General features: G+C 72.6%; 10 protein-coding genes. 3 read left to right on the forward strand and 7 right to left on the reverse strand.

Going from position 1 to position 16,118, the window contains the following annotated elements; translation table 11 throughout:
- Window positions 1-869 precede the first annotated feature (869 nt).
- Window positions 870-2,315: an MFS transporter gene (locus HZS56_RS17940; RefSeq protein ID WP_216721715.1), complete on the reverse strand. Its 1,446-nt coding sequence runs from the start codon at window positions 2,313-2,315 to the stop codon at window positions 870-872.
- A gap of 132 nt (window positions 2,316-2,447) precedes the next feature.
- On the opposite strand from HZS56_RS17940, the gene dusB reads away from it, so the two are divergent.
- Window positions 2,448-3,614, forward strand: coding sequence for a tRNA dihydrouridine synthase DusB (dusB, locus tag HZS56_RS17945; protein ID WP_216721716.1), 1,167 nt, complete (start codon window positions 2,448-2,450; stop codon window positions 3,612-3,614).
- Between the two features lie 58 nt (window positions 3,615-3,672).
- On the opposite strand, the gene HZS56_RS17950 is transcribed toward dusB, so the two are convergent.
- A complete protein-coding gene (locus HZS56_RS17950; protein WP_216721717.1) occupies window positions 3,673-5,472 on the reverse strand; it encodes an LTA synthase family protein in 1,800 nt (599 codons plus the stop codon).
- A gap of 543 nt (window positions 5,473-6,015) precedes the next feature.
- On the opposite strand from HZS56_RS17950, the gene ppdK reads away from it, so the two are divergent.
- Window positions 6,016-8,745 carry a pyruvate, phosphate dikinase gene (gene ppdK, locus HZS56_RS17955; protein ID WP_216721718.1) on the forward strand — a complete coding sequence of 910 codons (2,730 nt, stop codon included), beginning with the start codon at window positions 6,016-6,018 and terminating at the stop codon, window positions 8,743-8,745.
- A 182-nt stretch (window positions 8,746-8,927) separates the two neighbouring features.
- On the opposite strand, the gene HZS56_RS17960 is transcribed toward ppdK, so the two are convergent.
- A complete protein-coding gene (locus HZS56_RS17960; RefSeq protein WP_216721719.1) occupies window positions 8,928-9,395 on the reverse strand; it encodes an excalibur calcium-binding domain-containing protein in 468 nt (155 codons plus the stop codon).
- A 212-nt stretch (window positions 9,396-9,607) separates the two neighbouring features.
- Between HZS56_RS17960 and HZS56_RS17965 the strand changes: the two genes are divergently transcribed.
- Entirely contained in the window at window positions 9,608-10,555 is a 948-nt protein-coding gene (locus HZS56_RS17965; RefSeq protein ID WP_216721720.1) for an oxidoreductase, read from the forward strand.
- Between the two features lie 40 nt (window positions 10,556-10,595).
- Here HZS56_RS17965 and HZS56_RS17970 read toward each other — a convergent pair whose 3' ends face one another.
- The 4 genes from HZS56_RS17970 to HZS56_RS17985 all read right to left on the reverse strand — a co-directional run bounded on the left by HZS56_RS17970 (window position 10,596) and on the right by HZS56_RS17985 (window position 16,053).
- Window positions 10,596-11,558 (reverse strand): SMP-30/gluconolactonase/LRE family protein, encoded by a 963-nt coding sequence (locus HZS56_RS17970; protein WP_216721721.1) that lies wholly within the window; start codon window positions 11,556-11,558, stop codon window positions 10,596-10,598.
- A gap of 147 nt (window positions 11,559-11,705) precedes the next feature.
- Window positions 11,706-12,113 carry a nitrite reductase small subunit NirD gene (nirD, locus tag HZS56_RS17975; RefSeq protein ID WP_216721722.1) on the reverse strand — a complete coding sequence of 136 codons (408 nt, stop codon included), beginning with the start codon at window positions 12,111-12,113 and terminating at the stop codon, window positions 11,706-11,708.
- Window positions 12,110-14,800, reverse strand: coding sequence for a nitrite reductase large subunit NirB (nirB, locus tag HZS56_RS17980; protein WP_301543043.1), 2,691 nt, complete (start codon window positions 14,798-14,800; stop codon window positions 12,110-12,112). Before nirB ends, nirD begins: the two co-directional genes overlap by 4 nt.
- Window positions 14,797-16,053, reverse strand: a complete 1,257-nt coding sequence (locus HZS56_RS17985; RefSeq protein ID WP_216721723.1) for an NAD(P)/FAD-dependent oxidoreductase — start codon at window positions 16,051-16,053, stop codon at window positions 14,797-14,799. The genes nirB and HZS56_RS17985 overlap by 4 nt, the downstream gene beginning before the upstream one ends.
- Window positions 16,054-16,118 lie beyond the last annotated feature (65 nt).

The raw sequence follows: 16,118 nt of genomic DNA on the forward strand, positions 1-16,118 counted from the left end.
CCCGCCGCCGCGGGGCAGAGACCTCCCGGCCCAGGCCACAGACTCCGGCCCGGCCTTCAGACTCCCGGCCCTGGTCCCAGGCCCCCGGCGAGGGCACAGGTGGTCGGCCGGGGCACAGGCCGCCCGCCGCCGCGGGGCAGAGACCTCCCGGCCCAGGCCACAGACTCCGGCCCGGCCTTCAGACTCCCGGCCTTGGTCCCAGGCCCCCGGCGAGGGCACAGGTGGTCGGCCGGGGCACAGGCCGCCCGCCGCCGCGGGGCAGAGACCTCCCGGCCCAGGCCACAGACACCGGCCCGGCCTTCAGACTCCCGGCCTTGGTCCCAGGCCCCCGGCGAGGGCACAGGTGGTCGGCCGGGGCACAGGCCGCCCGCCGCCGCGGGGCAGAGACCTCCCGGCCCAGGCCACAGACTCCGGCCCGGCCTTCAGACTCCCGGCCCTGGTCCGAGGCCCCCGGCGAGGGCACAGGTGGTCGGCCGGGGCACAGGCCGCCCGCCGCCGCGGGGCAGAGACCCTCCCGGCCCAGGCCACAAACTCCCGCTCGGCCTTCAGACTCCCGGGCGGGCTTCAGACTCCCGGCCCTGGTCCCAGGCCTCCGGCGAGGGGCGCAGGTCGTCGGCCGGGCACAGCCGTCGCCGCAGGTCACAGACCCCGGCCCGGGCTTCGGACTACCGGCCCGGTTTTCCGCCCGGGGTGAGGCCACCGCCCCGGCGTCAGGCCCCGGCCAGGCAGCCGGGCCCCCGCCCCAGGCACCCTGGCGTCAGCCCTCCGGCCCTGGTGTCAGCCCTCGGCCCAGGGGTCAGCCCTCCACTCGAACCTCGGCCCCACCAGCCTTCCGGCCCGGCCCCGCCGGCCTTCACGCCCGCCGCCCATCAGGCCCCTGTCCGGGAGGACTCCCGTACCTCCGGGGCCGCCAGGCGCTGGGCCGTCCGTTCCGCCGTGCGGCGGGCCCAGCGGCCGTTCGTCACGGCGCCGAGGACCAGGACGGCGAGGCCGCAGGCGGCCAGGATCCACCAGCCGGGCCGGGAGGCGGAGACGAAGGTGTCCCGGTACGACGAGTCGCCCACGCCCGCCGCGAGGACCGCGCCGACCACCGCCACGCCCAGCGCCTGGCCCAGCTGGCGGCTGGTGGAGGCGACGGCCGCGGCGACCCCCGCCTGGGCGCGCGGCATGCCGGAGACGGCGGTGTTGGTGATGGGCGCGTTGACGAAGCCGAAGCCGATGCCGAACAGGACGTAGCCGATGAAGAGGGTGACGTCGGAGGTCTCTGCCTCGAACGCGGCGAACAGCGCCCCGCTCACGGTCAGCCCGCCGCCCGCGATCAGCAGGGGCAGCCGCGGCCCCCGGCTGCCGACCAGCCGCCCGGACAGCGGGGCGCACAGGAAGGTCGGGACGGCCATCGGCAGCATCCACAGGCCGGCCTCCAGGGCGCTGAGTCCGCGCACGTTCTGGAGGTAGAGCGTGGACAGGAACAGGAAGCCGCCCAGCGCGGCGCAGGCGCTGATCGCTATGACGGTGGCCCCGCTGAACGGCGCCGACCGGAAGAAGCGCAGGTCGATGAGGGGTTCGGCGCGGCGGGACTCGTAGCGGAGCAGGCCGAGCAGGGCGGCGAGCGCCAGTACCGCGAAGGGCAGCACCGCCGTGAGCCCCGCGTTCGGCGCCTCGATGATCGCGTACGTCAGGGAGCCGAAGAGCACGATCACCATCAGCTGGCCCAGCGGGTCGGGGCGGCGGGCCTTCGGTGCGCGGGACTCGGGGACGAAGCGCAGGGTGAGCAGCAGGGCCGCCAGGCCCACCGGCAGGTTGACCCAGAAGATCGAGCGCCAGCCGACCGACTCGACCAGCACACCGCCCACCAGCGGACCGGCGGCCATGGATATGCCGACCACCGCACCCCAGGCGCCGATCGCGCGGGCGCGCTCGCGCGGGTCGGTGAAGGTGTTGGTGATGATCGACATCGCGACCGGGTTGAGCATCGAACCGCCCACCGCCTGGATCATCCGGAAGACGACCAGCGAGGGCAGGTCCGGGGCCAGCGAGCACAGCAGCGAGCCGAGGGTGAAGACCACCAGGCCCGTCATGAAGACCCGCTTGCGGCCGATCCGGTCGGCGGTGGAGCCGGCCAGCATGAGCAGCGCGGCCAGCACGAGCGTGTACGCGTCGATCGCCCACTGCAGGCCCGACGTGCTCGCGTCCAGGTCGCGCTGCATGGAGGGGAGGGCGACGTTGAGGATCGTGTTGTCGATGCTCACGATCAGCAGGCTCATGCAGCAGATGGCGAGCACGAGCAGACGGCGGCGGTGGGTGAGCTCGGGCATGGCGGTCATCGTACGCCCAATTCGATAGTGCGGTTAACTAATGATCCATGCATGATCTTTGTCCACAGCCCATGCATGACCTTTGTCCACAGGGCGGGAGGGGCACCGCCGCCGGTGCGTGACAATGGGGGAATGTCCACGCTCACCACATCCGCCCCCGACACCGACGCCGCGCAGCTGCGGATCGGCCCGCACACCGTCGCGCCGCCCGTGGTGCTGGCCCCGATGGCCGGGATCACCAATGCGCCGTTCCGCACGCTGTGCAGAGAGTTCAGCGGTGGCAAGGGCCTGTTCGTGAGCGAGATGATCACCACCCGCGCCCTGGTCGAGCGCAACGAGAAGACCATGCAGCTGATCCACTTCGACGCAACCGAGACACCGCGCTCGATCCAGCTGTACGGCGTAGACCCGGTGACCGTCGGCAAGGCCGTCCGCATGATCGCGGAGGAGGACCTCGCCGACCACATCGACCTGAACTTCGGCTGCCCGGTGCCGAAGGTGACCCGCAAGGGCGGCGGCTCGGCGCTGCCCTACAAGCGGCACCTGCTGCGGGCCATCGTCCGCGAGGCCGTCACCGGAGCCGGTGGCCTGCCCGTCACCATGAAGATGCGCAAGGGCATCGACGACGACCACCTCACCTTCCTCGACGCCGGCCGCATCGCCGTCGAGGAGGGCGTCACCGCCATCGCCCTGCACGGCCGCACCACCGCCCAGCACTACGGCGGCACCGCCGACTGGGACGCCATCGCCCGCCTCAAGGAGCACGTCCCGGAGATCCCCGTGCTGGGCAACGGCGACATCTGGTCCGCCGAGGACGCGCTGCGGATGGTGCGGGAGACCGGCTGCGACGGCGTCGTGGTCGGACGCGGATGCCTGGGCCGGCCCTGGCTCTTCGCCGACCTGGTCGCCGCCTTCGAGGGGCGCACCGACGCCTATGCGCGGCCCACCCTGCGCGAGGTCGCCGACGTGATGGTCCGGCACGCCACGCTGCTCGGCGAGTGGCTCGGGGACGAGGCACGGGGCGTCGTCGACTTCCGCAAGCACGTCGCCTGGTACCTCAAGGGCTTCGCCGTCGGCTCCGAGATGCGCAAGCAGCTCGCGATCACCTCCTCCCTGGAGGCACTGCGTGCCGGTCTGGACGAACTCGACCTCGACCAGCCCTGGCCCGCCGGCGCCGACGGTCCCCGCGGCCGCACCTCCGGCAACAACCGGGTGGTCCTGCCGGACGGCTGGCTGAAGGACCCGTACGACTGCGCGGGCGTCGGCGAGGAGGCCGAACTGGACACCTCCGGCGGCTGACCGGCGCCGGCCCGACGGCGCTCGCACCACGAAGGGCTGAGCGCCGGCCCGGGGGCGCTCAGCCCTTCGTGGGGTGCTCGGTGGAGCCGTACGCCGTCAGGAAGGCGTCCCGGAAGGAGCTCATCCGCCACACCGGTGCGTCGTGGGCCGGCCTGAGGCCCTCCGTCCAGTTCCAGTCGTCGATCGCGTCGAGCACCTTCGGGTCCTTGGCGACGATCGACACGGGCACGTCCCGGCTTGCCTCGGCGCCGCTGACCCGGGCGATCGGCTGGTGGTCGCCGAGGAAGACGAGGACGGTGTCGTCGGTGCCGTAGCGCTCCAGCCACTGGGTGAGGCTGGTGACCGAGTACTGGACCGACTTGCCGTACTCCTCCTTCGAACGCTGCGAGTCGGTGAGGACGTCGGACTGCTCCAGGCCCGCCGCCTCGATGGCGTCGTACACCGAGCCGTCGCCGACCTCGTCCCAGCCGACCATCTCCGGGATCGGCGCCCACGGCTGGTGGCTCGAGGTCAGGATCACCTCCGCCATCAGCGGCCGGTCCCGCTCCCTGCCGTGCTCCAGACGCTGGAACGCCTCCAGCGCGTACTGGTCCGGCATCGTCGACCAGCTGAACTTCGGCCCCCGGTAGCCCAGGTCGAAGGCGTCGTAGACCTTGTCGAGGCCGTACCACTTCGCCTCCGGCCACCCCTTCTGCACGCCCGGCATCACGCCGACCGTGTCCCACTCGCCGGTCTTGCGGAACGCCTTGGTGAGCGTGAGGTGGTCGCCCGCGGTGACGGTGCGGTAGCGCTGCTGGTTGTCCACCCACAGGCCCGACATGAAGGTGGAGTGACCGAGCCAACTGTTGGCACCGTACGTCGCCGACGTCAGCCAGCCGCTCTTCGCCCGGAAGCCCGCCTTCGCCAGCGCCGCCGTGCTCGTCTCCAGCGTCCGGTCGACGCCCGGCGCCGTCACCGGGTCCTCGAGCGCGGTACGGCCGTAGCTCTCGATGAACGTGAAGATCATGTCCTTGCCGCGCAGGTCCGGCACCAGCTGCGCGGGAGGCGTGGCCCCGAACCGGTCCGACTTCGCCTCCTTCGCGAAGGCCGCCTCGTCCCGCAGCGTGTCCTTCACCCGGCGCGCCTGTATCTCCGCCGCCCGGGACGCGCTGGTACTGGCGACCGGCACGCCGAAGGTCTGCACGCCGAGCGCCGCGCAGGTCATCCACACCGTGGCCGCCATCAGCGCGCCCCGGTTCGCCCGCTCCCGGTGCCCCGCGAGCAGTTCCCCGAGCCGCACCACCGCCAGCGCCATGGCGACCAGCAGCAGCCCGGTGAGCACGACCGCGCCGACGGGGGCCCAGAACGCCGCCGCCCCGCCCATCGTGTCCGCCACGTAGGACTGGGCGTCGTCGAGCAGGCCCCAGTCGAGGACGACGTTGAAGCCCCGGCCCAGGTACTCGTTGAAGCCCATGTCGAGCAGGTTCAGCACGGTCAGCGCGCCCAGACCGGTGCCGAGGAACGCCGCCAGCACCCGGCGCGGCACCCGCGGCAGTTGCAGCAGCAGCACCGTCGCGACGACGGCCTCCGCCGGGATGCGCGCGAACCGGTTGGGTTCCAGCGCGGCGTAGCTGTTCGGCAGGAGCAGCGCCCCGAGCACGAGGACGGCCGCGAGGACGGTGGTGGTCCGGCGGACGACGACCGCCGCACGGGGGCGACGGGTACGCCAGGCCCGCCAGTGGGCCAGGCGGGCCCTGAGGGACGAGAGGGAGAGGAAGGGGGAGCGGGAGGGCGGGGACTGAGTGGTTTCGGGTGTGTCGGGGTCGTCGTCGGCGACGGCGGTCTGCGGCGGCCGGCGGAAAGGCGTGGAGACGGGCACCCGAAGGTCCTTCCGTGCGAAACCCGGTGGGTGGCGGGCCCCGGCGAGGGGGCCGCAGGCCCGCCGCCCTGTCGTACGTCCGCAGGAAGCGGTCCGTTCACCGGCCGCGCCCCCGTTGCTTGCCCGGTTGCGTCACCGATCGGTCTCCGGGCCGGCTCACCGGTCCGCATGGTGGAATCCGGCGGGCTGCGGCAGCGTGATTCTCGCCACGCTTGATGAGTGATCCGCTCAGATGAGCGGATCTTGAGCGATTCCACTTCTCCAAGGTGTGGCACTGAGTGCCAGGCGTTGACCGTTCACCGATCGAAATCAAACGTGTGGAATGGCGCTCATGTGAGCGCTTGATGCCGCCCCTTCCCGTCCGGCACGTTCAAGAAGTGAAAACACAACCGGCCACTCGCTTGCCAAGCCTTGACTTTCGATCCACTGGCGGACGGGTGGTTACAGGCGCATGACGCACAAGTGGACGTACCCAGGAGCCTTTGATCTGGGTACATTCCTCGCCGTCAGGGCAGCCACCGCGTCCTCGAGGAGTCGAGACCCGTGTCGGAAAACAAAGATCCCCAGGTAGCGAACACGGCAAAGTTCGTTTACGACTTCACCGAGGGCAACAAGGACCTCAAGGACCTGCTCGGCGGCAAGGGCGCCAACCTCGCCGAGATGACCAACCTGGGTCTTCCGGTTCCTCCGGGCTTCACCATCACCACCGAGGCCTGCAAGACCTACCTCGACAGCGGCGAGGAACCGGCGGCACTGCGTGACGAGGTGAGTGCGCACCTCGACGCCCTCGAAGCCAGGATGGGCAAGAAGCTGGGCCAGGCCGACGACCCCCTCCTCGTGTCGGTCCGCTCCGGAGCCAAGTTCTCCATGCCCGGCATGATGGACACGGTCCTCAACATCGGCCTCTCCGACCAGTCCGTGCAGGGCCTGGCCCAGCAGGCCGGTGACGAGCGCTTCGCCTGGGACTCCTACCGGCGCCTCATCCAGATGTTCGGCAAGACCGTCCTCGACGTCGACGGCGACCTCTTCGAGGAGGCCCTGGAGAAGGCCAAGCAGGCCAAGAAGGTCGCGGTCGACACCGAGCTGGAGGCCGCCGACCTCAAGAAACTCGTCACCGCCTTCAAGAAGATCGTGAAGAAGGAGGCCGGCCGGGACTTCCCGCAGGACCCGCGTGAGCAGATGGACCTCGCCGTCAAGGCGGTCTTCGAGTCCTGGAACGGCGAGCGCGCCAAGCTCTACCGCCGCCAGGAGCGCATCCCGCACGACCTCGGCACCGCCGTCAACGTCTGCTCCATGGTCTTCGGCAACCTCGGCCCCGACTCCGGCACGGGTGTCGCGTTCACGAGGGACCCCGCGAGCGGCCACCAGGGCGTCTACGGCGACTACCTGCAGAACGCCCAGGGCGAGGACGTCGTCGCGGGCATCCGCAACACCGTCGCGCTGGCGGAGCTGGAGCGGATCGACAAGAAGTCGTACGACCAGCTGCTGCAGATCATGGAGACGCTCGAGAACCACTACCTGGACCTCTGCGACATCGAGTTCACCATCGAGCGCGGCCGGCTGTGGATGCTCCAGACCCGCGTCGGCAAGCGCACCGCGGGGGCCGCCTTCCGCATCGCCACCCAGCTCGTCGACCAGGGCCTGATCGACGAGGCGGAGGCCCTCCAGCGGGTCAACGGCGCCCAGCTCGCCCAGCTGATGTTCCCCCGCTTCGACGACGAGGCCAAGGTCGAGCAGGTCGGCCGGGGCATCGCCGCCTCGCCGGGCGCGGCCGTCGGCAAGGCCGTCTTCGACTCGTACACCGCCGTCAAGTGGTCCCGTTCCGGCGAGAAGGTCATCCTGATCCGCCGCGAGACCAACCCCGACGACCTGGACGGCATGATCGCGGCCGAGGGCATCCTGACCTCGCGCGGCGGCAAGACCTCCCACGCGGCCGTGGTCGCGCGCGGCATGGGCAAGACCTGTGTCTGCGGAGCGGAGGAACTGGAGGTCGACACCAAGCGCCGGCGGATGACCGTGCCCGGCGGACACGTCGTCGAGGAGGGCGACGTCGTCTCCATCGACGGTTCCTCCGGCAAGGTCTACCTCGGCGAGGTGCCGGTCGTGCCCTCCCCGGTCGTCGAGTACTTCGAGGGCCGCATGCACGCGGGCGCCGAGGACGCCGACGAACTGGTCGAGGCCGTGCACCGCATCATGGCCTTCGCCGACCGCAAGCGCCGGCTGCGGGTGCGCGCCAACGCCGACAACGCCGAGGACGCACTGCGCGCCCGCCGCTTCGGCGCCCAGGGCATCGGCCTGTGCCGCACCGAGCACATGTTCCTCGGCGACCGGCGCGAACTGGTGGAGCGGCTGATCCTGGCCGACACCGAGGCCGTGCGCGAGGAGTCCCTGAAGGAACTGCTGCCCCTCCAGAAACAGGACTTCGTCCAGCTCTTCGAGTCGATGGACGGCCTGCCCGTCACCGTCCGCCTGCTCGACCCGCCGCTGCACGAGTTCCTGCCCGACATCACCGAACTGTCGGTGCGCGTCGCCCTCGCCGAGTCCCGCCAGGAGCCGCACGAGAACGAGCTGCGCCTCCTCCAGGCCGTACACCGCCTGCACGAGCAGAACCCGATGCTGGGCCTGCGCGGCGTCCGCCTCGGCCTGGTCATCCCCGGCCTGTTCACCATGCAGGTCCGCGCCATCGCCGAGGCCGCCGCCGAGCGCAGGGCGGCCAAGGGCGACCCGCGCGCCGAGATCATGATCCCGCTGGTCGGCACCGTCCAGGAGCTGGAGATCGTCCGCGAGGAGGCCGACCGGGTCATCGCCGAGGTCGAGGCCGCCACCGGCGCGAAGCTGAAGCTGTCGATCGGCACGATGATCGAGCTGCCGCGCGCCGCGCTGACCGCCGGTCAGATCGCCGAGGCCGCCGAGTTCTTCTCCTTCGGCACCAACGACCTGACCCAGACCGTGTGGGGCTTCAGCCGCGACGACGTCGAGGCCAGCTTCTTCACGGCCTACCTGGAGAAGGGCATCTTCGGCGTCTCCCCGTTCGAGACCATCGACCAGGACGGCGTCGGCTCCCTGGTCGCCGCCGCCGCGAAGGCCGGCCGCGCCACCCGGCCCGACCTGAAGCTCGGCGTCTGCGGCGAGCACGGCGGCGACCCGGAGTCCGTCCACTTCTTCCACGAGGTGGGCCTGGACTACGTCTCCTGCTCCCCGTTCCGCATCCCGGTGGCCCGCCTGGAGGCCGGCCGTGCGGCGTCGCGGTCGAAGGGCAGCGACCACCGGTAGCCCCGGCTGCGGGGCCCTAGGACCCCGGAGCCGTCGTCTGTCACCCGACCACCCTCACCGATCGGCGGCGGCTCCGGACCACGAGAGAGGGCGGCACCCGTGCGGGGGTGCCGCCCTCTCGTGCGGCCTGAGGGCTTTTCGTGTGCCCTGCCGGCTCTCCGTGCGCCCTACTGCCTCACGGGTCAGCCCGCGCCGTTGCCCCGGCGGCGCCGCGCGGCCAGCAGCAGACCGCCGCCCGCGAGCACGACGGCGCCGCCGGCCGCCGCGATGTACGGCGTGGTGTCGCTGCCGCCGGTCTCGGCGAGGTCGGTGCCCTGGTCCCCGGCGGCCTGCTCCCCGCCGTTCTTGCCGGACGCGGAGCCCTGTCCCGCCTCCTTGTCGCCGCCGGTCCCGGCCGCGTCGTCACCGCCGTCCTTGTCCCCGGCGGGCACGAAGCCGGCGGGCGGCTGGTCGCAGCCGACGCCGTCGTGGTCCCGGTCCAGGTGCTTGCCGTAGTGCTCGGAGCCCTCCGGGATGTTGCTGTGGCCGGCCGCGTAGGCCTCGGAGCAGTTCTTGAACGGGCCGTCGTGCGCCTGGGCGGCGGTCGCGGGCAGGGCGGCCAGGGCCAGCGCGGCGACGGCCACGGCGGCGGGCTTGCGGAGGAAGATCATCAGGAGTCCCGTGAATGGTGTGGATGAATGGATAAGAAGTGACGAAATCGCTGAGGTGACGAAGTTATTGAGACGGGGAAGATGTGGGGGCGATATGAAGGACTCGTGATGCGAACGTGACGTGACCGGACGGTAGCTCTCCGCTCAAGGGTGCCGGGCGCGTACGGTGGGACGGGTCCGGACCAGGCACGGGGCCGGGAAGGAGGCCGCGGATGACCGGCTGGAACACGGGCGACATGCCCGCCCTGGACGGGCGCGTGGCCGTCGTCACCGGCGCCAACGGCGGCCTCGGCTACGTGATCTCCCGGGAACTGGCGCGCAGGGGTGCGACCGTCGTGCTCGCCTGCCGCAGCGCGGAGCGGGGGAGCGCGGCCGTGGAACGCCTCCTCGGCGAGGTGCCCGGCGCCGCCGTGGAAGCGGCCCGGCTGGACCTCGGGGACCTGGCGAGCGTGCGCGAGTTCGGCTACGGGCTGCCGTACGGGCGGATCGACCTGCTCGTGAACAACGCGGGCGTGATGGCGATGCCGCACGGGACGACGGCGGACGGCTTCGAGACGCAGTTCGGCGTCAACCACCTGGGCCACTTCGCCCTCACGGGACTGCTGCTGCCCACCCTGCTCGCCACGCCGGGCGCCCGCGTGGTGACCGTCTCCAGCTTCATGCACCTGCTGGCCAACGTCGACACGCGCGACCTCAACAGCGTACGGCGGTACGGCCGTTGGACCGCATACGCCCGCTCGAAGTCCGCCAACCTGCTCTTCACGCACGAACTGGCACGCCGGCTCGCGGCCCGGGACGGTGCCGCCCCGCACGGGACAGGAGACGTGCGCGCGGTCGCCGCCCACCCGGGGTACGCGGACACCGACCTCTCGGTGGTCGGACCCCGCGCCGAGGGACGCCACCTCGTCGAGCGGCTGGCGCGCCTGCGCAGCCGGGTCCTCGCCCAGTCACCGGAGGCCGGCGCGCTGCCCATCCTGTACGCGGCGACCGCGCCCGGTGTGCCCTCCGACTCCTTCACCGGCCCGTCCCTGGCGATGTGGCGCGGAGCGCCCGCCCCGTCGAGGCGGGCGCCGTGGACCCGCGACGACGCGACGGCCGAGCGGCTGTGGGCCGCCTCCGAACGGCTGACGGGGGTCACCTACGAGGCACTGCGGACCTGAGCCGCCGGAGACCGGTGGGCTCCCGGACCGCCCGCGGTGCTCAGCGGTCCACCGCCACCGCCGTGAACGTCGTCTCCGGCGTCTGCGGGCTGGTGAAACGGGCGTTGACCAGGTACAGACGGTCGCCGAAACGGGCTGCGGTGGCCGGTACGTCAAAACGGGGATCGGTGATCGTGCGGCGCAGGGTCGCCGTCCCCGCCCGCGCGTCCAGGTGCCAGACGCTGACCAGGTTGAGCCGGTTCTGCACGACGTACAGCGTGCGGCCGACCCGGACCAGGCCGTCGCCGTTGACGACGTCGGCCGCGCCGACCAGCCGGATCCGGGTGGCGCGGCCCGTGCGCCGGTCCACCCGGTACAGCTCGCCCGGGGTGCTCCGCACGACGATCAGGTCGTGCCCGTCGGGGGTGGAGACGATGCCGTTGGCGTTGTTGACGTCCGGGGTCTGCTCCCAGTCGCCGGTCAGCGGCAGGGCGCGCACGGCGCCGCGACGGCCGCGCGGGACGCCGTAAAGGACGGCGTCCCGGGAGTCGGTGAACCAGGCGCGGTCGCCGAGGAAGAACACGTCGTTGACGAAGTGGTCGGTGGCCCCGGTGAGTTGGTGGGTGTGCAGCAGCCGTCCGGTGCGGGCGTCGACGATCCGCGCGGTTCCGCCGCCGCCCCCGGCGACGTACAGCAGGCCGTCGCGGTCCAGCTTCAGGCCGATCGCGGCGAGTCCCGTGCCGCCCTCGTGCAGGACGCGGCCCTCGCCGGTGCGCAGATCGGTGCGGTAGACGGCGCCGTTGGCGCGCGAGCCCAGGTACGCGTAGGGCCGTGCCCCGATGGTGATGCCCTCGGGCAGCCAGCCGTCGGGCAGCGGGAACTGCGTCGGCCAGGTGCCCCCGCGCGCGGGGGCGGCTTCCGCCGCGCCGGTTCCGGTGGTCGCCGCCAGCGCGGCGACGGCGGCACCGCCGAGCAGCGCGCGCCGGGACGGGCGGGTGGCGGGCCGTAAGTGGTTCCGGGTCATGGTGCGGCCTCCGTGGGAGAGGGGCGGGGCAGGACGGGGAACGGACGAGCGTTGGACTCGATGAAACCCGACGGTCTCCTCCAACTCGACGCACCGGCCCGCTTCGACAGGAAACCGACAGCCGCCCCCGGCCCGCGGCCGGACGCCCTACCCCGCCTTGACCTCGTGTGTCGCCGCCTTGACCTCGTACGTCGCCGTCTTGACCTCGTACGTCGTCACGCGTACCGCCTCGTCGTCCAGGCACGCGCCGGTCGCGAGGTCGAAGCGCTGCTTGAGGAGCGGGGACGCGACGAACGGGCGGCCCCGGTGCGTGCCGGTCAGGCCCCGGGAGAGGACCGCCGCGCCGGTGAACGGGTCCCGGTTGTCGATGGCGTACAGCTTGCCGTCGCGACCGCGGAAGAGGGCCACCTGGCCGCCGTCGGGGAGCAGGGCCGCGACGCCCCGGCCGGGGGACAGGACGTCGAGATCGCAGGCGGTGAACCAGCCGTCGGCCAACCGGAGTTGCACCTTCAGGTCGGTCGTGCGGGGCGCGAGGGTCTCGGGTGCCAGGGTCATCGGCGGGTGCTTCCTTCCAGAAGGTCGTCGCGGAGGTCGTCGCGGAGGTCGTCTTGCAGATCACCGTGGAGGCCGCCGTGGAGGCCGTCTCGGCGGTCGTCTCGTCGGCCGTCTTCCGAGGGGCGCCGCAGGCCGATGTCCAGCAGCGGCAGGTCGGGCTTCAGCTGGTCGCGCTCGGGCACGAAGCCCACCACCGGGTCGGGGGTGTCGGGCGCGTTCACGAAGGACACGAACCGGGCCAGTTTCTCCGGGTCGTTGATGGTCTCGGCCCACTCGTCGCGGTAGTGCGCGACGTGGGCGGACATCAGGGACTCCAGTTCGCCGCAGATGCCGAGCGAGTCGTGCACGACGACGTCCCGTACGTGGTCCAGGCCGCCCGGCAGACGCTCCAGCCAGGTGGAGGTGCGCTCCAGCCGGTCGGCGGTGCGGATGTAGAACATCAGGAACCGGTCGATCAGACGGACCAGTTCGGCGTCCGAGAGGTCCTGCGCGAGCAGGTCGGCGTGGCGCGGGGTGGCGCCGCCGTTGCCGCCGACGTACAGGTTCCAGCCGCTCGCTGTGGCGATCACGCCGAAGTCCTTCGACTGGGCCTCGGCGCACTCGCGGGCGCACCCGGAGACCGCCGACTTCAGCTTGTGCGGGGAGCGCAGCCCCCGGTAGCGCAGCTCCAGGTCGATCGCCATGCGCACCGAGTCCTGGACGCCGTACCGGCACCAGGTCTGCCCCACGCAGGACTTCACCGTGCGCAGCGACTTGCCGTACGCGTGCCCCGACTCGAAGCCGGCGTCCACCAGCCGCGCCCAGATCACCGGCAACTGCTCGACGCGGGCGCCGAACATGTCGATGCGCTGGCCGCCGGTGATCTTCGTGTAGAGCCCGAAGTCCCGGGCGATCTCGCCGATGACGATCAGCTTCTCCGGCGCGATCTCGCCGCCGGGGATGCGCGGGACGACGGAGTACGAGCCGTTGCGCTGGAGGTTGGCGAGGAAGTGGTCGTTGGTGTCCTGGAGCGCGGCCTGCTCGCCGTCCAGGACGTAGCCGCTCGCGCCGATACTCGGGGCGAGGGAGGCGATGATCGAGCCGACCGCCGGCTTGCACACCTCGCAGCCCTCACCGCCCCGCGCGCCCTCCCGGCCGTGCCGGTCGAGCAGGTCCCGGAAGGAGGTGATCCGCAGGGCGAGGACGATCTCGTACAGCTCCTCGCGGGTCTGCGCGAAGCAGCCGCACAGGCCCTTGTCGACCTCGACGCCGCTCGCCTCCAGCTCGGCGGTGACCAGCTGCCCGAGCACCTTGACGCAGGAGCCGCAGCCCGTACCCGCCCGGGTGCACTTCTTCACCTCGGGCACGGTCGTGCAGGAGTGCTCGGTCACCGCGCCGCGGATGGCGCCCTTGGTGACGTTGTGGCAGGAGCAGACCACCGCGTCGTCGGGCAGCGCGGCCGGGCCGAGCTGGGCCGGGGCCCCGGCGCCGGCGGGCAGTACGAGCGACTCCGGGGAGACGGGCGGGACGGAGCCGGTGAAGGCGCGCAGGGTGCCGTACGCCTCCGCGTCGCCGACCAGGATCCCGCCGAGCAGCGTGCCGTCGCGGCCCACTACCAGCTTCTTGTACAGACCCGCGCGGGAGTCGGAGTAGACGACGTCCAGACAGTCCTCGGCGGTGCCGTGCGCGTCGCCGAAGGACGCCACGTCCACGCCGAGCAGCTTCAGCTTGGTCGACAGGTCGGCGCCCGTGAAGGACCCCTCGTCGCCTGCGATGGTCGCGGCGGCCGTCTCGGCCTGCTCGTACCCGGGCGCCACCAGCCCGTACACCCGCCCGTCGGCCGCCAGCGCGCACTCGCCGATCGCGAACACGTGCGGGTCGGTGACCGTCCGGCACCGCTCGTCGACGGTGATGCCGCCGCGTTCGCCGACCGCGAGCCCGCAGTCCCGGGCGAGCTGGTCGCGGGGCCGGACCCCGGCGCTGAACACGACGAGGTCGGTGGCGAGTTCGGAACCGTCGGACAGCTTCATGCCGGTGACGGCGCCGTCGTCGCCGGTGACGATCTCCTGGGTGCCGACGCCCGTGTGCACGGACAGGCCCATCCCCTCGATGGTGCGCAGCAGCGCCGCGCCGCCCCCCTCGTCGACCTGCACCGGCATCAGGCGCGGCGCGAACTCCACGATGTGCGAGGTGAGTCCGAGACCCTGGAGCGCACCGGCCGCCTCCAGACCGAGCAGCCCGCCGCCGACCACGGCACCGGTGCTCGCCCGCGTCCTCGCGTACTCCTCGATGGCGAGCAGGTCCTCGATCGTCCGGTAGACGAAGCAGCCCTCGGCGTCCTTGCCCGGCACGGGCGGCACGAAGGGGTAGGAGCCGGTGGCGAGGACCAGCACGTCGTAGCCGACGACGAGCCCGGAGCGCGCGGTCACCTTCCGCGCTTCCCGGTCGACGCTCACGGCCGGGTCGCCGACGTGCAGCTCGACGCCGTGCGCGTCGAGGAGGGCGAGGTCGGTCACCGACAGGTCCTCGGGGGTCTTCCCCGAGAAGTACGAGGTGAGCCGGACGCGGTCGTAGGCGGGGCGCGGCTCCTCGCACAGGACGACCACGCGGTGCGTGCCGGTCAGGCCGCGTTCGGCGAGCGCTTCGAGGAAGCGCTGGCCGACCATGCCGTGGCCGACGAGGACGATCGTCGGGGTGTCGGTGGTCATCGGGAGCCTCCGTCGTGGGTGAGCAGGTGGAGCAGGGGGCCGCCGTCGGAGGGGAGCGGCTCTGCTCCCTCCCAGGCACGCGCGAGCGCGCCGACGGTGCCGAGTTCGCCGACCAGGACCCCGCCGACCAGCCGGTCGTCCCGGACGACGACCTTGCGGTACGTGCCCCGGGTGGCGTCGGCGAGCTGCACGACGTCGTCGCCGGGGCGGGGGTCGGTCTCGCCGAACGCGGCGAGGTCGAAGGGGCTGTCCGGCCCTCCGAGCGGGCCTTCGGGCCCGGTGAGGGTGAGCCGGGTCAGGGAGCGGGTGCCGGTGTAGCGGGCGGTGCCGTCGCCGGCGAGCAGCTCGGCCAGCGCGCCGGCCTGTTCGAGGGCGGGCGCGGCCAGCCCGTAGACCCGGCCCGCGTGCTCGGCGCAGTCGCCGACGGCACGGATGTGCGGGTCGGAGGTGCGCAGCTCGTCGTCGACGAGGACGCCCTTGCCGACGTCCAGCCCCGCCTCCCGCGCGAGCCCGACCCGGGGCCGTACCCCGCAGGCGAGTACGACCAGGTCGGCGCCGAGGGCGTACCCGTCGGCCAGCTCCACCGACCGCACCGCCCCGCCGGTGCTGCGCACGTCCCGCACCCGGCACTCGGTGTGCACCTCGACGCCGAGGCCGGTCAGATGCCGCCGGACGAGCGCGGAGGCGGCGGGGTCGAGCTGCCGTTCCATCAGCCGCTCGGCCTGCTGGGCGAGGACGACCTGCGCGCCGCGCACCGCCAACGCCCGCGCCGCGGACACCCCGAGCAGCCCGCCCCCGACGACGACGGCCCGCACCCCGGGGCGTACCGCCTTCGACAGCGCGAGGCAGTCGTCCATGGTCCGGAACGCGTGCACGCCCTCGGGCAGCTCACGTTCCGGTCGTTCCTGGTCCGGGGTGAACAGTCCGCGCAGGGGCGGCAGCACGGCGTTGGACCCGGTGGCCAGGACCAGCGTGTCGTACGGGATCAGTGACCCGTCGGCGCACCGCACGGTCCGGCCCGCCCGGTCGACGCCGGTGACCCGGCCGCGCAGCAGCCCGGCGGGCGCCGGCAGGGCGACCACCTCGGGGCCGTACCGCCCGGCCAGCACCTCGGCGAGCAGCACCCGGTTGTACGGGCGGTGCGCCTCGTCGCCGACCAGCAGCGCGGGCGTGCCCAGCTCACCGAGCCGCCGGGCGAGCGTCACGCCCGCCAGTCCGGCACCGATCACCACCACCCGCGGTTTCGAGGTCATGCCACCGAGCGTGCGGCGCGGGTGTTACCCGTCCGCATCCCCACTGTTTCCCACGGGGAACGCTG

This window comes from Streptomyces mayonensis (genome assembly GCF_018982965.1).
GTDB lineage: Bacteria > Actinomycetota > Actinomycetes > Streptomycetales > Streptomycetaceae > Streptomyces > Streptomyces mayonensis.

Bases quoted from the DNA above. Each gene is read 5' to 3' on its own strand.
- HZS56_RS17940 (WP_216721715.1), bottom strand. From the start codon at position 2,315: ATGCCCGAGCTCACCCACCGCCGCCGTCTGCTCGTGCTCGCCATCTGC.
- dusB (WP_216721716.1), top strand. From the start codon at position 2,448: ATGTCCACGCTCACCACATCCGCCCCCGACACCGACGCCGCGCAGCTG.
- HZS56_RS17960 (WP_216721719.1), bottom strand. From the start codon at position 9,395: ATGATCTTCCTCCGCAAGCCCGCCGCCGTGGCCGTCGCCGCGCTGGCC.
- HZS56_RS17965 (WP_216721720.1), top strand. From the start codon at position 9,608: ATGACCGGCTGGAACACGGGCGACATGCCCGCCCTGGACGGGCGCGTG.
- HZS56_RS17970 (WP_216721721.1), bottom strand. From the start codon at position 11,558: ATGACCCGGAACCACTTACGGCCCGCCACCCGCCCGTCCCGGCGCGCG.
- nirD (WP_216721722.1), bottom strand. From the start codon at position 12,113: ATGACCCTGGCACCCGAGACCCTCGCGCCCCGCACGACCGACCTGAAG.
- nirB (WP_301543043.1), bottom strand. From the start codon at position 14,800: ATGACCACCGACACCCCGACGATCGTCCTCGTCGGCCACGGCATGGTC.
- HZS56_RS17985 (WP_216721723.1), bottom strand. From the start codon at position 16,053: ATGACCTCGAAACCGCGGGTGGTGGTGATCGGTGCCGGACTGGCGGGC.